The following is a 15,698-nucleotide window of genomic DNA, read 5'->3' as shown; positions in this document are numbered from 1 at the left end:
GTAAATGTTTGTTGATCACGTGAAAGTATATGTCAAAGGTGGCGACGGCGGAGATGGTATGGTTGGATTCCGACGTGAAAAGTATGTTCCTTTAGGAGGCCCAGCAGGTGGGGACGGAGGAAATGGTGGCGACGTTATCTTCGAGGTAGAAGAAGGTCTTCGTACATTAATGGATTTCCGCTATAAGAGAATTTTTAAAGCTGATAGAGGAGTACATGGCGGTAGTAAGAATATGCATGGTGCCAATGCGGATGATTTAATCATTAAAGTACCACCTGGAACAGTAGTTAAAAATGAAGAAACTGGAGAAGTAATTGCAGATTTAGTTGAGCATGGCCAAAAAGCTGTAATTGCAAGAGGTGGACGTGGTGGTAGAGGGAACTCTCGTTTCGCAACACCCGCTAATCCGGCTCCAGAGCTATCTGAAAAAGGAGAGCCAGGTTTCGAGTTAAATGTGGAGTTAGAGCTAAAAGTATTAGCGGACGTCGGTTTAGTTGGATTCCCAAGTGTCGGAAAATCAACGTTATTATCCGTTGTATCAGCAGCTAAACCTAAAATTGCTCCATACCATTTTACTACAATTGTACCGAACCTTGGAATGGTAGAAACTGAAGATCATCGTAGTTTTGCGATGGCGGATCTACCAGGATTAATCGAAGGTGCACATGAAGGAGTAGGGCTTGGTCACCAATTCTTACGCCATATTGAGCGTACGCGTGTAATTGTACATGTCATCGATATGTCTGGTATGGAAGGTCGTGATCCTTACGAGGATTATTTGACTATTAACGAGGAGTTAAAACAATATAATCTACGTTTAACGGAAAGACCTCAAATTATTGTAGCCAATAAAATGGACATGCCAGATTCTGAAGAAAATTTAAAAGCTTTTAAAGAAAAAGTCGGATCTGATATGAAAGTATTCCCGATTTCAGCAATTTCTCGTCAAGGTTTACAAGAGTTATTATTTGCTGTAGCCGATATGTTAGAGGTTGCGCCTGAATTCCCACTAGAGGAATTGATGGAAGAAGAAACAGAAACATCTGTAATGTACAAGTATCAAGCTAAACAAGAAGATTTCACAATTTCAAGAGATGATGATGGAGCCTTCGTACTTGCTGGAGGATCAGTTGAAAGATTATTTAAAATGACTGACTTTAGCAGAGAGGATTCTATCCGTAGATTCTCTAGACAGCTACGTGGAATGGGAATTGATGATGCCCTTCGTCAGCGTGGAGCTAAAGATGGGGATACAGTACGATTATTGAAATTTGAATTTGAATTTATCGAATAGTAGAAAGTAGGGAACCGCATGAAAGATGTGACAAGCCAGAGATTTTTTTTAGTCCGGGAGGATGTGCTAACAGAGGCGATGCAAAAAACCTTGGAAGCAAAACACCTCTTGCAATCTGGGAAGGCATCTTCGATATGGGATGCAGTAAAAGAAGTAGACCTATCTAGAAGTGCTTTTTATAAATATCGTGATGCGGTTTTTCCTTTTCATTCGATTGTTCAAGAACGGATTTTAACTGTATTTTTACAATTAGAGGATAGAGAAGGGACACTTGCTAGACTATTGCAATTAGTTGCTGAATCTACTTGTAATGTATTGACGATCCATCAAACGATACCAATTCAAGGTAGAGCTAGTGTTACTTTGTCACTCGATGTAACAGCGATGAACAAGGAATTAGAAGAATTTATAAATGAAATGAAGCGACTGGACTTTGTGGAATCTGCAGAAGTAATTAGCTCTGGTGCTTTATAAGAAAAGTTCCAGCGCCTGCGAGGGAGAATTTGCTGGAGCTAGACAATGGGGAGGTATTTCTAATGAAAACCAAACAGGTTGCTTTTCTAGGGCCAGAAGCTTCTTTTACACATTTAGCAACTAAGTCATTATTTCAACAAGAAGTGTTAGTGCCAATTCGTACTATACCTGAATGCATTGAAGCTGTTGCAAATGGTGAAGTAGATATAGCGGTAGTTCCTTTGGAAAATGCTTTAGAGGGCACAGTTCCGTTAACGATAGATTATTTATTCCACGAGGCAGAGCTGTACGTTATTGCAGAGCTATTATCTCCAATCGAACAGCATTTGATGGTCCATCCAAATAATGCGGGTCGATGGGAAAACATGACAACCGTTTACTCCCATCCGCATGCTTTGGCACAATGCCACAAATATTTGTTTTACCGATTTGGTAAAGTACCGTTAGAGCAATCATCTTCTACCGCTGCAGCAGCAAAATATGTTTCTGAAAACGAAGACTTATGTATAGCTGCGATTGGAAATACTTCTGCTGCATCAGAATATGGTTTGAAAATTGTGGAACAAAACATACATGATTTTCAATTTAATCACACACGATTTTTTGTGATTTCTAAAAAGAATTATTGTATCGAGCAAGAAGGTCATACAGATCAAGTGAAAACAACTGTCATGATCACCTTACCTAAAGATGATCGTTCCGGAGCCTTACATCAGGTGCTTTCCGTTTTTGCATGGAGACAGCTCAATTTAAGTAAAATTGAGTCACGACCATTAAAAACAGGTCTAGGGCATTATTTCTTTATCATGGATGTTCTAGAGAACGAAAAGATGCCAATGATGGTTGGTGCAATGGAAGAGTTAAAGGCACTGGGCTGTGGTGTGAAATCATTAGGCTCGTATTATACATACGAAACAAAAAAAGAAGCAATCCGTTCATAAATGGATTCGCTTCGTTTTTTGTTTGAAAAAAGTATATAAAAAGTTCCCGTGAATACTGTTTCATGTGACTTTAAATAATAGTAGTGATTTCGGGTTCAGGTGCACCTTCCGCAGGGTGCGATGAGCTATCGCCGTTGCTAATGCATCGTTGTGTTAGGATCAAATTATTTGTAACCTCTTTTGAATTATATATGCTATTATCCATTAATAGATGAAGACAGCAGACCTCCATTTCCACTCGTGGAAATAAAGAGAGACAGAAAGTGTTTTTACCATAATGAAGCCTTATTGCGAACGAAAATAGTATCTTCGAGATCTTGCTCATTATATAGAATAGTGTATTTTCCCTAGTTATCCAAAAACGCAATGACCTGTTTCTTAGTGTTATAGAAAGGGGAAGGAAAGACAAACGCCATAAGATTACCGAAAAAAGTGATAAAGGTTGTGATTGACGTCACAACCTTTATCACTAAAAATTTACTTGGTAATAATATAGCACACACGTCTATCCAAAGCCCTTCGAAAACAATAGAAACAGGTTTATTTTCTTAAAGGATTTTTTATCTTTTCTTTTTACGATAGTACATGAAGAAATTATCCTTCCATCAAATAACCCTTTTCCCTAATTGCACTAATACCCCTATTTAAAATTTCTTCAGTTGGCGCGGACAATAAATGCAAATGAATTCCAGCAGTAAGTTCCAATAAAAATGGAGCATCCGTATCTCGGACCTTCTTTAAAAACATTTCAACGTCGTGTCGATTGGCAACCATGATAGAGGACGTGATTTCTCCATAAACAGGGTGTTCAATGGTAACGTTTTCTACAGTGACTCCAGCATCAACTAAGGTTAGAAGCTCGTCCTCAGAGTGAATGGATTGATGATTGCAAGCGACTCGTCTTTGAATATATGAAGTACCTTCTTTATCAGACAGTACAATATAGCCTTGACTGGTGGACATAATTGAGGCATTCATTGCTTTTAATAATGTTATATCATTAACAATAACCTGCCTGCTAACATTAGTAAGTTTTGCTAACTCAGTGCCAGTCACAGGTGCCTGTTGCTGCTTTAAATAGGAAAAAATCCAATCCCTACGATCCCCGCCTTTTAACTTTTTCAAGATTAACCCCTCCGAACTTGCATAATGACTTGGTTCCTATTCATAAGTTTAACATGAAGGGGTGGTTGTTTGTTTAAAATCTGTGACCATTTTAAGATACTACACATAATTTAAAGGAGAAGGAAGGAGGAAGACCGTGCAAACTCATATTGTTGTTAAAGGGGACACTTTGTGGAAAATTTCCAGGAATTATGGTGTTTCTTTTGAGGAATTAAAGAAAGTAAATGCGCATCTAGCTAATCCGGAATATATTGTGCCAGGTATGAAAATCTTTATTCCGAATTCGAAAAAAATGGAGTCGACAACACATCCATACAGTGACAATAGACCAGTGAAGAAAGAGATGGTCAAAAATGAAATGGTGAAAAAGGAGGAAGTAAAAATCCCGCAACCAATCGACAAAACGAAAACAAAACCAGCGCCACCAGTAATGCCAACACCACCACCACCAGCACCACCTACGTATCAGCAGCCAAAACAACCTGTGCAACCATCACCATCCTATACATTCCCATTTCATATGATGCCTGTCCCTGATATTGATACGACCCCATCACCACAAGGTTGGAGATTAATGGAGTCCACTTCTATTCACATTCATAACCATATCGAGAATTATGATATAAATGTGGATAAAACACCAGTTGCACAACCAACACCACCACCCGTACAACCACAACCAATTCAGCCAACACCGCAGCTAACTAGTCCGATAACTGAGGATGCTTCACCTACATTCCCGACAATGTATCCGTGTCCACCACCAGTTCACCAGTTTCCATACATGCAGCACCAAGCAGATTTCGGAGGATGTCCTTGTATACAGATATGTTATGTTCCTGTATATCCATGTCCTCCATATCCCTATCCACATTATTAAAACGTGAGTACGTATATACGACAAATTAAGAAAAATGTATGGAAATGGAAAAATGAAAACGGCATATTCTCTGTAAAAAAGTATCCAACCGTTGAACAGGCGGAAAAAATTCGCCTAATTCATAAAGAATTAGAATACATCGATAAACCTTTTATACTTCCAATTATTGAATCGACACAAGAAGATTTTATTATTCAACCGTGGTATAAGGGGACTCACACAGTTTCCTATCGTTTTAAAGAAGATAGAAAAGCAGTCTACTCTCTTCTAAGTCAGATTCATGAGACCAATAATATAGTTGACTGGGAAGATAGTAATTTATTTTATTCTTTTAATCTTATTTCTAAATGGCAGAATCGGAAATGGAAGATGAATGAAATTTCTTTTTTCATCGAGTCGCATATAGGATGTAATCAGACAAAATTATTATTACTTTGTGGTGATGTTGCATTACGTAATATGAAACCATTTAATATGGAGAAACGTACCCTGCTGCATGGAGATGTTGTTCACCATAACTTTTTATCGGATAGTTCTGATTATAAAATAATTGATTTTGATTTGGCTGTGATCGGTCCAAGAGAAATGGAAAATATTCTATGGATGCACCGAGTACTTCCGGAAATTGATTATGATATTTTGTTGCTTATCTCAGAATTTCCACATCTTGAAAAAGTAGTTCGGCGATACAAAGAAGCGATGATGTATCCAAATGAGCTATACCGAGAGTGGCTGTACGCGTACTCATTACCAAAAGAGCGTAAACAAAAATTTATCGATCAGTTAATACCCTATACGAATAAAGCACTAACAGAATGGCCCAATTTATGCTATACTTTAAGTAAATTATAATCGTACTTTTAAGGAGTTGGTCGCTCGTGCTTTGAGCGGCCATCTTTGTTTGTTATGCTATAATAATAGTATGAATTGCGAGGGATTTAAAGGATGTATGATTACATAAAAGGACAAGTAACTCGAGTAACACCAGAATACGTAGTAGTAGAACAGCAGGGGATTGGTTATCAACTATTTACACCAAATCCATTTGCCTTCAGAAAAAGTGAGGAAATGGTCCAAGTATATACGCATTTTCATGTACGTGAGGATGCACAACAGCTAATGGGATTTCCAACGCTTTCACAGAGGGAGTTATTTCGAAAGCTCATTTTAGTTTCCGGAATCGGTCCCAAAGGTGCTTTGGCTATATTAGCAAGTGGTGAGCCGACTCATGTTATTCAAGCAATTGAGAGAGAAGACGAAACATTTTTAGTGAAATTTCCTGGGGTAGGAAAGAAAACTGCTCGTCAAATGATATTAGATTTAAAAGGAAAACTAAATGATTTAATAGATTTTGAAGAACTGGAATTCGAAGACGATGGACCTAACTTATTTGACAATGGGGAATCCGATCATGAACTAGAAGAGGCAATGCTAGCATTAACAGCTTTAGGCTATTCAGAAAGAGAATTAGCTAAAATTCGTCCATTACTTAAAGCAGATGCTGGACTTCAAACAACCGATCAATTTATGAAAAAAGCCTTACAGTTATTATTTTTAGGTAAATAAACATAAGAAAGGAGGTTCTAGCTATGGATGAACGTGTCATTTCAAGCGGAATTTCCAATTTTGACGAACCTTTCGAACAATCTCTTCGTCCTCAGTTTTTACAGCAATATATTGGGCAAGATAAAATTAAACATAATTTAGAGATATTCATCGAAGCAGCTAAAATGAGAAGTGAAAGTTTAGATCACTGTCTTTTGTACGGACCTCCTGGACTTGGAAAAACAACACTTGCTGCTGTAATTGCAAATGAAATGGACGTACAAATTCGAATGACAAGTGGCCCTGCTATCGAGCGTCCAGGTGACCTAGCTGCAATTGTTAGTTCTTTGGAGCCTGGAGATGTATTGTTTATAGACGAAATTCATCGGTTGAATCGATCCATCGAGGAAGTACTTTATCCTGCTATGGAAGACTTTTGCTTGGATATCGTAGTAGGAAAAGGTCCTGCTGCCAGAAGTGTGCGTCTTGACCTCCCACCGTTTACCTTAATAGGTGCGACTACTAGGGCAGGTGCATTATCTGCACCTTTACGTGATCGCTTTGGAGTATTACTGCGACTAGATTATTATGATGAAGATGCATTAACCTCCATTGTGGCACGTAGTTCAGAGTTATTTAATGCATCCATTGACCACGAATCTGCTGGAGAAATCGCTAGAAGATCTAGAGGTACTCCACGTATTGCTAACCGTTTGTTAAAAAGAGTACGTGATTATGCACAGGTTCGTGGAAATGGGCATATCTCTCTTGATATTGCTAATGAAGCATTGGAGTTGCTTCAAGTAGATCCACGTGGATTAGATCATATAGACCATAAACTAATTTTGTCCATGATTGAACGATTTAGAGGTGGCCCTGTTGGATTAGATACCATTGCAGCTAGTATTGGAGAAGAATCTACTACAATTGAAGATGTGTATGAACCGTACCTGCTGCAAATTGGATTTATCCAACGTTCGCCTAGAGGAAGAATTGTTACCCCACTTGCTTATGAACATTTCGGTATTCCATTGCCAGTGGAAAGAAAAGAATTATAAAGGATGTCCTATATATGAGAGTAGAAGATTTTGATTTTGAATTACCAGAAGAACTAATTGCACAAACTCCGCTGTTAGACAGAACGAGTAGCAAACTATTGATAGCAGATTTTGAAAAACAGTCGTATACACATACTCACTTTAAGGAAATACTAAATGAATTAAATGAAGGAGATTGCCTTGTATTGAACGATACGAAGGTAATGCCTGCTCGCTTAATGGGTATTAAAGAGGAAACAGGAGCTAATGTAGAAGTTCTTTTATTGACACAAATAGAAGGGGATCATTGGGAAACACTTGTGAAACCTGCAAAACGGGTCAAAATAGGCACTGAAATTACATTTGGTGAAGGTTTGTTGAAAGCTGTCTGTACAGGCATCAAAGACCATGGTGGACGAATTTTCCGTTTTGAATATACGGGAGTGTTTTTTGAAGTATTAGACCAATTAGGAGAAATGCCACTTCCCCCATACATTCACGAGAAGTTGGAAAACAAGGATCGCTATCAAACGGTCTATGCAAAAGAGCAGGGTTCTGCTGCAGCTCCAACAGCAGGCCTACATTTTACAGATGCATTATTAGATGAAATTCGCTTAAAAGGTGTTAAAATAGCATTTGTAACATTACATGTAGGACTTGGAACTTTTCGTCCGGTTAGTGTAGATTCTATCGATGACCATGAAATGCATTCTGAATTTTATCGGATTACACAAGAAACAGCAGATGTAATTAACAAAGTGAAAGCCATTGGAGGAAAAGTTGTAGCAGTTGGGACCACTTCTACTAGAACATTGGAAACAGTGGCAACTAAATTTGATGGACAACTTCAAGCAGATAGTGGATGGACTTCGATATTTATCTATCCAGGTTATGAATTTAAATGTATAGATGGAATGATTACGAATTTCCACTTACCTAAATCTACTTTAGTAATGCTTGTTAGTGCACTTACTTCAAGAGATTTTATTTTGAGTGCCTATAAAGAAGCAGTTGACTTAAAGTATCGCTTTTTCAGTTTTGGCGATGCAATGTTTATAAAAGGAAGGAATTATTAAATGACAGCAATTACGTATGAACTTATAAAAAAAGATAAACAAACAGGTGCTAGGTTGGGTATTGTACACACTCCTCACGGTTCCTTTGAAACACCAGCATTTATGCCAGTAGGTACACAAGCTACTGTAAAAACAATGGCTCCAGAAGAAATAAAAGAGATGAATGCTGGTATTATTCTTAGCAACACGTATCACTTGTGGCTTCGTCCTGGAAATGAAATTATTCGTGAAGCAGGCGGACTTCATAAGTTTATGAACTGGGATCGTGCAATTCTTACAGATTCTGGCGGATTCCAAGTTTTTAGTTTAAGTGATATGCGTAAAATTGAAGAGGAGGGTGTTCATTTTCGCAATCATCTCAATGGGGATAAACTATTCCTAAGTCCTGAAAAATCAATGGAGATTCAAAACGATTTAGGTTCTGATATTATGATGGCCTTTGATGAATGCCCACCTTATCCTGCATCTTTTGAGTATATGAAAGCGTCTGTAGAACGTACATCACGTTGGGCAGAACGTTGTTTAAATGCTCATACGAATACAGATAAGCAAGGGCTATTTGGAATCATCCAAGGTGGAGAGTATGAGGAATTACGTCGTCAATCTGCACAAGATTTAGTTTCTTTAGATTTCCCTGGATATGCAATTGGAGGGTTATCGGTTGGTGAGCCAAAAGATGTAATGAACCGTGTACTTGATTTTACTACTCCAATGATGCCTGACAACAAGCCGCGTTATTTGATGGGTGTTGGATCGCCTGATTCATTAATAGATGGTTCTATTAGAGGCGTAGATATGTTTGACTGTGTATTACCAACACGTATTGCGCGTAATGGTACATTCTTTACTCATCAAGGTCGCCTAGTTATTAAAGGAGCAAAATATGCTCGCGATTTTGGTCCTATCGATGAAAAATGCGATTGTTACACATGTAAAAATTATTCACGTGCTTATATTCGCCATTTATTCAGAGCTGATGAAACGTTTGGCTTACGCCTAGCATCCTATCATAACCTACATTTCCTAATGAAATTAATGGAAAATGTACGACAAGCTATACGTGAAGATCGTCTGCTTGATTTTAAAGAAGAATTTTTTGAAGAATATGGGTATAACAAACCAAATGCAAAAAACTTCTGATTCTTGTATACTAGATAAAGAGGTAAAGGAGGGGAAATAAAAATATGGGTAATTTAGCAGGTTTGTTGCCAATTGTTGCTATGTTCGCTGTAATGTGGTTCTTCATCATTCGACCAGCACAAAAGCGTCAAAAAACAACTTCACAAATGCAAAGCAATCTTAAGCGTGGAGACGATATCATAACTGTTGGTGGTTTACACGCCAAGGTAGATGCAGTAGATGATCAAACAATCTTTGTTACTGTTGCAGACGGAACTCGCTTACAATTCGAGCGCGTAGCAGTAGGACGAGTAGTTTCAGAGTCAAAGTTATAATAAAAAGTGAATGGGTCTATGATAGTCATGTTAGGCACTGGAAGGATTTTGAGTAAAAGTGTAACTTGTTTACTCAAAATCCTGAAGCACTAAATAAGTGCTTCAAATGCCTGGACAAAACACATAAATTCGCAGTATTCTAGGTTTAGATACATAATATTTTATCTTTACTAAAATACATAAAAAAGAACTTGCTCAATATATGAGTAAGTTCTTTTTCTTTGGGCATGGTAATTATGAGGTGATTATGTGCAGGACATACTCATAATAATAATTCGGACATTTATTTTGTACTGGTTTATTTTACTGATTTTTCGTTTGATGGGAAAACGAGAAGTGGGTGAGTTAAGTATTTTTGACTTGGTTGTTTTTCTTTTAATAGCCGAGGTTGCAGGCTTTTCATTGGATGATCCTCAAAGTAGTTTTATCAATGCAATTGTCCCAGTTCTTATGCTATTTTTCATCCAGATGGGCGTTTCCTACTTTTCATTAAAAAGCAAAAAGTTTCGGGATGTCATGGAAGGTGAACCTTCTATACTAATAAGAGATGGAATAATCGTTGAAAAAGAGATGAGAAAACAACGTTATAATTTAGATGACTTGCTTCAACAATTACGTGAACAACAGATTGGTTCTATTCAATCAGTCTCTTATGCTTTTTTGGAGTCATCAGGTAACTTATCTGTTTTTAAAAAAGAAGAAGAACAATATGTATTTCCTCTCATTATCGATGGCGAAATACAACATAGACATTTAGAGCATATTGGTAAAAATGAAAAATGGTTGATACAAGAACTAGAGCAAAAGCAAATTTTGAACTATAAAAAAATATTTTACTGTAGTTATGAGAATGAGAATCTCTATATTCAACTAAAGACATCATTTTAGTTCTTACATTAAAACCTATTTTTTGATGATTTGGCAATCTTGAAAATGACACTAATCTCTTTGCGTTTAATCTGTCTAAAAAGTACCAGAGCGACTGTTAAATATACCAAGGTGAGTAGACAATCGATTAGTAATGGTTGACTTCCAATAGAAATAACCAATGGTCTTGAGATAATTGTTATTAAGAATACTGCATAGGGAATTACAAAAAAAGAGAAGCCAATTTGTGCTTCTTTTTTTTCTTTCAAAGAAGCGATATGTAAAAAAGAAGTAATCAATACTCCAAATCCAATCGCAACGACAGCACCTTTTTCTTGAATAGTAGCTTGGGAAGCAAGAAAAAATAGTAACAATAGTTTTCCTACGCCACCATATAAGGAATTGAGAAATGCAGCCTTTGAATTATTTAATGCCTGCAAAATAGAAAATAAAGGGCTTTGAATATAATAAAAGAAAAAAATCGGTGACAGAATTTTCATATAAACCGTTGCGTTTTCAACATGAAATAGTGACTCAACTAGTTCCCCACCGTGTAAATAAAATAACGTTGCTGCATAACAGCCCGTTAAGGTAGAAAACTTTAGAGATAGGTGAATTCTTTCTTTTAATAGCGTTAAATTTTTTCGTGCAAATGCATCACTAACTGCAGGTATTAGGACGATAGAAAGTGCGTACGGTATGAATGAAGGAAACAATAACAAAGGAACTAACACACCTGAAATAACTCCATAAAGAGTAGTAGCTGCAACTGCAGTAATTCCAGTAATAGCTAAAGCTTTGATAAAAATGATTGGCTCCAAAAACCATGTAAATGATCCGAATAACCGACTTCCTGAAGATGGTAGAGCAATTGCGAAGAGAGGTGATAATGGATATGCTTTAGATTTTTTATTATAGGTTTGCTTAGTTTTCCATCTGTCATATTTCCATTTTAAGTAAAGCAAAGCGATAAGTTCAGCGACAAGAGCTAAAATCATTGCATAAGCAGCGGCTTCTTGTGGAGAAGCAGATGTAAGAAAAAATGGAAGTAAAAAGGTAATTAATAAAATACGCACAATTTGTTCCATTAATTGGGCTACTGCGGTTTCTTCTAATCTTGCTATACCTTGAAAAAATCCTTTTAATATTCCTCCAGCTGCAGCAATTGGAACGATTGCGATGGAAACATACAAAGTCATAGTGATTGCATCATTTTTTAATAGACTACCCGAGATATAAGGAGTTACGAAGATAAATAATGGTGTGAATATTAAAATCGAAATAACTGTAACAATAACAGAGGTTCGCATAACAGAAAAATAATCCGATGTGGCACTTCTTGCGCGTAACTCTGCAATAATTTTAGCCATTGCAATTGGAATACCAAGTTGTACCAAAGAAAGGAAAAAGATGAAAGCTGGATAAGCAGTCATATAAATCCCAACTGTTTCTTCACCTGTTAAACGAACAAACTGCATACGATAAATAAATCCTAAAAACTTAGACAAAAAAATAGAAATCATTAACACAATGGACCCTTTTAAAAATGTTGACAACTAAACACTTCCTTCTCAAATACAGGAACTTCGTATACAATAACAATATGCATATTGCTTAGTACATTATTCTTTAAAAGAGGTGCGATATTATGGAAAATAATTATGAAGATATTTTTACGCACGTACTACCAGCTATAGAAAGTAAGAGAAATGAGTTTGTCGTTTATCAATACAATACAGTTACAGAAATGGATATTTGGAAATTTTGTGTGACAAAAAAATGGAGAAAAAAAGAAATATCTTCGTTGCCTCTTTATCAAATCATAAATGATATTTTAACTATTTCTCCCGCTGAATTTATGACATTTGAGCAAATTGAAAATCAAAGAACATCTAATTGGTTTTCTGAGATTAATCAAGACGAATTGCAATTGTTATTAAATCCCATTTCTGAAGAACATTAAATGCATCGTTATTTGACAGTGAGCGCAACGTGTTTCATAATAAACTTGTTGCTTTTTTTTGAGGAGGAAATCTACATATGAAAACTAGAGGACGCATAGTTGCGTTTTTATTGTTACTCGTTATTTTTGCAGGAACAATCAGTCCCACTGCTACAGGCGTACTGAACAATATTAAACTCGGTCTAGATCTTCAAGGTGGTTTTGAGGTTCTTTATCAAGTAAATGAATTAAAGGATGGACAGAAAATAACGGAAGACGTTGTAGCAGATACCGCTTCAGCACTTACGAGCCGTATTGACGTATTGGGTGTAAGTGAGCCTAGTATTCAAATTGAAGATGGCAACCGTATTCGAGTACAGCTTGCTGGTGTGGATGATCAGAATTCTGCCAGAGAGTTACTTTCAACACAAGCGAATTTAACATTCAGAGATTCCGATGATAATATAATGCTAGACGGGATGGACTTGAAAGAAGGCGGTGCTAAGGGAGCTTTTGATCAACAAGGACAACCTATCGTAACATTAGAATTAAAAGATGCGAATAAATTTGCAGAAATTACTTCAGAGATTGCTGCTAAACCAGCGCCAGACAATGTGCTAGTTATTTGGTTAGACTTTGAAGAAGGTGTGGATTCATACAAAGAGGAAGTTTTGAAGCCTGAAAAAGAGCAAAAATTCACTTCAGCTCCACGAGTTTCTCAGCGTATTAACTCAGATAGCGTTGAAATTTCCGGTGCATTTACAGTAGATGAAACAAAAAATCTATCGGGAATTTTAAATGCTGGTGCTCTTCCAGTTGAGTTAGAAGAAATCTACTCCACCTCAGTAGGTGCACAATTCGGAGAAGAAGCATTAAACAGTACAATTTTGGCTAGTATTATAGGTGTTGCGGCAATTTTCATATTTATGATTGCATATTATAGATTGCCTGGTATTATTGCAGTTATTTCATTGGTTGTGTATATTTTCTTGATCTTAGTAATTTTTGATTGGATTAATGGTGTACTAACACTTCCAGGAATTGCAGCAATTGTTCTTGGGGTAGGGATGGCAGTAGATGCAAACATCCTAACTTATGAGCGAGTACGAGAAGAGTTACGTGTAGGTAAGTCGGTGAAGAAAGCATTTGATGCTGGAGCGAAAGAATCCTTTACTGCTATTTTCGATGCAAATATTACTACTTTATTAGCAGCTGCGGTATTATTCTTCTTCGGCACAAGTTCTGTAAAAGGATTTGCTACACTGTTAATCATTAGTATTTTAGTTATATTCATTACAGCAGTATGGGCTTCGCGTATTTTACTTGGACTACTTGTTCATAGTGGCTACTTTGATAACAAACCAGGTTGGTTTGGTATTCCGAAGAAAAGAATGCATGCTCCAGAAGAAGAAACGGATACGTTAGATTTAACAACAAAATTTGATCGATTTGATTTTGTTCGTAGTCGTAAAGTTTTCTACATCGCATCTATAACACTAACGATTGCAGGAATTATAATTTTAAGTGTGTTCAAGTTAAATCTTGGTATTGATTTTTCTTCTGGGACACGTGTTCAAATTAATTCCACTCAGCCATTAACAAATGCACTTGTTACGGAGAAAATAGAAAGTATCGGCTTGCCTTCAGATGATATTGTAATTTCTGGTGATAACGGAGATAGTGCAGTCGTACGCTATAAAGACGACTTTACACAAGAAGAAATTAAAACATTAAAAACAGAAATGAATGAGCAGTTTGGGAAGGAACCATCTGTGAGTACGGTTTCACCAACTGTAGGACAAGAACTTGTCAAAAATGCATTAAAAGCATTGGCGTTTGCTGCTCTTGGAATAATCATTTATGTCGCATTCCGATTTGAGTGGAGAATGGGGCTAGCATCGATCGTTTCGCTACTTCATGATGCATTCTTAATGGTTACTATATTCAGTATACTGCGGTTAGAAGTAGATATTACATTTATCGCAGCAGTCTTAACGATAGTCGGTTATTCTATAAACGATACGATTGTAACATTTGACCGTATTCGAGAAAACCTACATCGTAGTGCTAAAATTACATCCGAAGATGAGCTTGCAACGATTGTAAATAAATCATTACGACAAACGCTAGGTCGTTCTGTAAATACGGTTCTTACAGTAATTTTAGTTGTTGTAGCACTATTGATATTCGGTGCAGAAGGTATACGTAACTTCTCTATTGCTTTATTAATTGGGTTAATAGCCGGAACGTATTCTTCCATTTACATTGGAGCACAAATTTGGTTTGACTTGAAAGTGAAAGAAATGCGTAAAAATGGCGGTATTGATGTGAAAAAAGAAGAGAAAAAATGGGGTTCTGATGAGCCAGTCGTATAATGTTTAAGTATAATATGGAGCAGGGTATAACTTTTATATACTCTGTTCCATATTTTTCTATACTACAAAGTAAAGGAGTGCCACTATGAAATTTCAATGGTCATTATTATTTGGATTGCTTTTTGCTATTATTATTGCTTTATTTGCCATTTACAATGTAGACACGGTTCCGGTCAATTATGTATTTGGAACTGCACAATGGCCACTTATCCTCGTTATCTTGGGCTCAGCTTTATTAGGAGCGCTCCTAAGTGGGTCTGTTGCAATTTATCGATCATTTATATTATCAAGGAAAGTTAAGCACTTAGAGAAAGACCTTGAAAAGAAAGAGGCTACCATTAATGTTCTACAAAACGAGGTAGTAGCCCACAAAGAAAAACCAGTAGATTTTTTTGAAGAACCAGTTACTGTAAAAGATGAAAATTCAACTATTTAAAGAGAAAACCTTCTGACGAAAGTCAGAAGGTTTTTTTAAAATAATATATAAAAATGTATCGTGTACACTCGATTCAAGATACTTTTTAGCATGAGATATACTGCTGATTGATTTTAAAGTTTTGATCTTAAGAGACCGAGCATTTTTTTTCACAGTTTTTCTTATTGAGAGGGTATTCGTACATAGATGTACTGCTTTTTCACAACGTTACAACTACAGATAAGGTATAATAGATTACAAGGAAGTGAATAA

Annotated in this window: 17 protein-coding genes; 14 read left to right on the top strand and 3 right to left on the bottom strand. The window is 36.6% G+C overall.

The window, feature by feature from the left end; all coding sequences use genetic code 11:
• Window positions 1-4 precede the first annotated feature (4 nt).
• From obgE to pheA, 3 genes are all read left to right on the top strand, one after another.
• Window positions 5-1,294, top strand: coding sequence for a GTPase ObgE (gene obgE / locus MKY29_RS13380; RefSeq protein ID WP_090563999.1), 1,290 nt, complete (start codon window positions 5-7; stop codon window positions 1,292-1,294).
• Window positions 1,295-1,312: 18 nt separating this feature from the next.
• Window positions 1,313-1,768 carry an ACT domain-containing protein gene (locus MKY29_RS13375; RefSeq protein WP_090563997.1) on the top strand — a complete coding sequence of 152 codons (456 nt, stop codon included), beginning with the start codon at window positions 1,313-1,315 and terminating at the stop codon, window positions 1,766-1,768.
• Window positions 1,769-1,830: 62 nt separating this feature from the next.
• Entirely contained in the window at window positions 1,831-2,709 is an 879-nt protein-coding gene (gene pheA / locus MKY29_RS13370; RefSeq protein WP_340880052.1) for a prephenate dehydratase, read from the top strand.
• Between the two features lie 70 nt (window positions 2,710-2,779).
• Here the strand turns inward: pheA and MKY29_RS13365 are convergent, their stop codons facing one another.
• Both MKY29_RS13365 and MKY29_RS13360 read right to left on the bottom strand, forming a co-directional pair.
• A complete protein-coding gene (locus MKY29_RS13365) occupies window positions 2,780-2,914 on the bottom strand; it encodes a hypothetical protein (RefSeq protein WP_276517579.1) in 135 nt (44 codons plus the stop codon).
• Window positions 2,915-3,303: 389 nt separating this feature from the next.
• Entirely contained in the window at window positions 3,304-3,834 is a 531-nt protein-coding gene (locus tag MKY29_RS13360) for a transcription repressor NadR (RefSeq protein ID WP_241596648.1), read from the bottom strand.
• A gap of 136 nt (window positions 3,835-3,970) precedes the next feature.
• Between MKY29_RS13360 and safA the strand changes: the two genes are divergently transcribed.
• From safA to MKY29_RS13320, 8 genes are all read left to right on the top strand, one after another.
• Window positions 3,971-4,714 carry a SafA/ExsA family spore coat assembly protein gene (safA, locus tag MKY29_RS13355; protein ID WP_340880051.1) on the top strand — a complete coding sequence of 248 codons (744 nt, stop codon included), beginning with the start codon at window positions 3,971-3,973 and terminating at the stop codon, window positions 4,712-4,714.
• Window positions 4,715-4,717: 3 nt separating this feature from the next.
• Entirely contained in the window at window positions 4,718-5,566 is an 849-nt protein-coding gene (locus MKY29_RS13350) for a hypothetical protein (RefSeq protein ID WP_093496537.1), read from the top strand.
• A gap of 93 nt (window positions 5,567-5,659) precedes the next feature.
• Window positions 5,660-6,280 (top strand): Holliday junction branch migration protein RuvA, encoded by a 621-nt coding sequence (ruvA, locus tag MKY29_RS13345; protein WP_093496538.1) that lies wholly within the window; start codon window positions 5,660-5,662, stop codon window positions 6,278-6,280.
• Window positions 6,281-6,303: 23 nt separating this feature from the next.
• Window positions 6,304-7,317 carry a Holliday junction branch migration DNA helicase RuvB gene (gene ruvB / locus MKY29_RS13340; RefSeq protein ID WP_340880050.1) on the top strand — a complete coding sequence of 338 codons (1,014 nt, stop codon included), beginning with the start codon at window positions 6,304-6,306 and terminating at the stop codon, window positions 7,315-7,317.
• A gap of 14 nt (window positions 7,318-7,331) precedes the next feature.
• Window positions 7,332-8,372, top strand: coding sequence for a tRNA preQ1(34) S-adenosylmethionine ribosyltransferase-isomerase QueA (queA, locus tag MKY29_RS13335; RefSeq protein WP_093496540.1), 1,041 nt, complete (start codon window positions 7,332-7,334; stop codon window positions 8,370-8,372).
• Complete coding sequence (gene tgt / locus MKY29_RS13330) at window positions 8,373-9,512, top strand: tRNA guanosine(34) transglycosylase Tgt (protein ID WP_090563979.1); 1,140 nt, start codon at window positions 8,373-8,375, stop codon at window positions 9,510-9,512.
• Window positions 9,513-9,556: 44 nt separating this feature from the next.
• Window positions 9,557-9,826 (top strand): preprotein translocase subunit YajC, encoded by a 270-nt coding sequence (gene yajC, locus MKY29_RS13325; protein ID WP_090563977.1) that lies wholly within the window; start codon window positions 9,557-9,559, stop codon window positions 9,824-9,826.
• A 249-nt stretch (window positions 9,827-10,075) separates the two neighbouring features.
• Window positions 10,076-10,714, top strand: a complete 639-nt coding sequence (locus MKY29_RS13320; protein ID WP_093496541.1) for a DUF421 domain-containing protein — start codon at window positions 10,076-10,078, stop codon at window positions 10,712-10,714.
• Between the two features lie 8 nt (window positions 10,715-10,722).
• Here the strand turns inward: MKY29_RS13320 and MKY29_RS13315 are convergent, their stop codons facing one another.
• Complete coding sequence (locus MKY29_RS13315) at window positions 10,723-12,249, bottom strand: putative polysaccharide biosynthesis protein (protein ID WP_241596624.1); 1,527 nt, start codon at window positions 12,247-12,249, stop codon at window positions 10,723-10,725.
• Window positions 12,250-12,341: 92 nt separating this feature from the next.
• Between MKY29_RS13315 and MKY29_RS13310 the strand changes: the two genes are divergently transcribed.
• The 3 genes from MKY29_RS13310 (at window position 12,342) to MKY29_RS13300 (ending at window position 15,446) form a co-directional block, all read left to right on the top strand.
• Window positions 12,342-12,656 (top strand): post-transcriptional regulator, encoded by a 315-nt coding sequence (locus MKY29_RS13310; RefSeq protein ID WP_090563970.1) that lies wholly within the window; start codon window positions 12,342-12,344, stop codon window positions 12,654-12,656.
• Between the two features lie 77 nt (window positions 12,657-12,733).
• Entirely contained in the window at window positions 12,734-15,010 is a 2,277-nt protein-coding gene (gene secDF / locus MKY29_RS13305) for a protein translocase subunit SecDF (protein WP_340880049.1), read from the top strand.
• 85 nt (window positions 15,011-15,095) lie between these two features.
• Window positions 15,096-15,446 (top strand): LapA family protein, encoded by a 351-nt coding sequence (locus MKY29_RS13300; RefSeq protein WP_241596618.1) that lies wholly within the window; start codon window positions 15,096-15,098, stop codon window positions 15,444-15,446.
• Window positions 15,447-15,698: the final 252 nt, after the last annotated feature.

It is taken from the genome of Psychrobacillus sp. FSL K6-2365, from assembly GCF_038003165.1.
GTDB classification, from domain to species: Bacteria; Bacillota; Bacilli; order Bacillales_A; family Planococcaceae; genus Psychrobacillus; species Psychrobacillus psychrodurans.
This window is presented reverse-complemented; position numbering and strand designations above follow the sequence as displayed.

Excerpts from the sequence above, each read along its gene's own strand:
- obgE (WP_090563999.1), top strand. The coding sequence starts at position 5 with ATGTTTGTTGATCACGTGAAAGTATATGTCAAAGGTGGCGACGGCGGA.
- MKY29_RS13375 (WP_090563997.1), top strand. The coding sequence starts at position 1,313 with ATGAAAGATGTGACAAGCCAGAGATTTTTTTTAGTCCGGGAGGATGTG.
- pheA (WP_340880052.1), top strand. The coding sequence starts at position 1,831 with ATGAAAACCAAACAGGTTGCTTTTCTAGGGCCAGAAGCTTCTTTTACA.
- MKY29_RS13365 (WP_276517579.1), bottom strand. The coding sequence starts at position 2,914 with ATGGATAATAGCATATATAATTCAAAAGAGGTTACAAATAATTTGATC.
- ruvA (WP_093496538.1), top strand. The coding sequence starts at position 5,660 with ATGTATGATTACATAAAAGGACAAGTAACTCGAGTAACACCAGAATAC.
- ruvB (WP_340880050.1), top strand. The coding sequence starts at position 6,304 with ATGGATGAACGTGTCATTTCAAGCGGAATTTCCAATTTTGACGAACCT.
- queA (WP_093496540.1), top strand. The coding sequence starts at position 7,332 with ATGAGAGTAGAAGATTTTGATTTTGAATTACCAGAAGAACTAATTGCA.
- tgt (WP_090563979.1), top strand. The coding sequence starts at position 8,373 with ATGACAGCAATTACGTATGAACTTATAAAAAAAGATAAACAAACAGGT.
- yajC (WP_090563977.1), top strand. The coding sequence starts at position 9,557 with ATGGGTAATTTAGCAGGTTTGTTGCCAATTGTTGCTATGTTCGCTGTA.
- MKY29_RS13310 (WP_090563970.1), top strand. The coding sequence starts at position 12,342 with ATGGAAAATAATTATGAAGATATTTTTACGCACGTACTACCAGCTATA.
- secDF (WP_340880049.1), top strand. The coding sequence starts at position 12,734 with ATGAAAACTAGAGGACGCATAGTTGCGTTTTTATTGTTACTCGTTATT.
- MKY29_RS13300 (WP_241596618.1), top strand. The coding sequence starts at position 15,096 with ATGAAATTTCAATGGTCATTATTATTTGGATTGCTTTTTGCTATTATT.